Genomic DNA, 1,343 nt, shown 5'->3' on the forward strand with positions numbered 1-1,343 from the left:
CTTCACCGCCGCGGCCGAGGAGACCGGAGCCCACTGCTGGGCCGCCGCCCTCGCCGGCCTGCTCACCGACCCCGCCGTGCCCTTCGGCATGCCCGACCTCCTGGACGGCGGACTGCAGCCCCACCACCCGCGCTTGGTCCGCCTCATGCTCCCGCTCCTGGCCCGCCACGGCCTGGCCACCGCCGTACCCGACAGCCACTGGCGGCTGACCGGCGCGCCGTACCGCTGCCGGGAACTGCTCCGCGGCCTGATCGAGGACCACCCCGCCTTCGGCAGCGAAACGGCCCTCCTCAACCAGCAGTTGCTGGGCCTGTCCACCCTGCTGCGCGAGGCCGAGGACGCCCCCGCCCCCGCGCCCGTCGACGACACCACCCTCGAACAGCTCCAGGACACCGCGCCCGGCCACCGTTTCACCCACCGCGTGGCCCGGACCCTCCTGGAGCACGTCGTCCGGCAGTGGCCCCGGGACCGCCCCCTGCGCGTACTCGAACTCGGCGCGGGCACCCTCGCCCTCACCGCCGCCCTGCTCCCGGCACTCCCCGCCGACCGCACCCGCTACACCTACACCGATGTCACGGCGGCCGCGTTCGCCCGCGCCGAGCACCGCTTCGCCGACCACGACGTCATCGACCACCGCGTCCTCGACCCGGACGCCGACCCGCTCTCCCAGGGCTTCACCGAAGGCGGCTACGACCTCGTCGTCGCCGGGGACGGACTCCACCGCGCCGACGACCTGGCCGACACGCTCCGGCGCCTCCACACCCTGCTCGCCCCCGGCGGCCTCCTCCTCGCCATCGAACCCCACCACTCCCGCAGGCTCGCCCTCCTCCACGGCACCACCAGCACCTTCTGGCAACGCCGGGACCGTACGCTGCGCCCCGAGACCCGCCTCCTGCCCGACGACCGGTGGCGGCCCCTGCTGGCGGAGTGCGGCTTCACCGGTACCGTCCAGCTCGGCACCGACGACCGGACGGTCCTGCTGGCCGCCGCCGACCGTCCCGCTCCGCCGCCCCTTTCCCGCGCCGCCGGATCCACCTGGCTCGTCGCCGGGGAGAGCCCGGCTGAGGACGTCGCGCGACAAGCGCTCGTCGGCGCGCTCGGCACGGCCCGGGCCGTCACGGCCACCGCCGACCCCGCCACCTGGACCGCCGAGCTGACCGCCGGCGACACCCGGCACGACATCGTCCTCCTGCTCGCCGAACAGCCCGAACAGCCCGACTCGCGGCACGTCGTCGCCCGTACCTGCCACGTCGCCGCCGTCCTGCGCGCCCTCGCGCACGCCCACGACGCCCTGCCCGGGAGCGCGCGTCCGCGCGTATGGCTGGTCACCCGCCCCACCGGGC

The 1,343-nt window shown here is 76.1% G+C and carries 1 protein-coding gene; it reads left to right on the top strand.

Going from position 1 to position 1,343, the window contains the following annotated elements; all coding sequences use genetic code 11:
* Positions 1-1,343, top strand: a 1,343-nt coding sequence (locus K6I34_RS37050) for a class I SAM-dependent methyltransferase (protein ID WP_229332404.1), incomplete at both ends; no start/stop codon positions are given.

The organism is Streptomyces sp. UNOC14_S4 (assembly GCF_020740835.1).
In the GTDB taxonomy this organism is placed as follows: domain Bacteria; phylum Actinomycetota; class Actinomycetes; order Streptomycetales; family Streptomycetaceae; genus Streptomyces.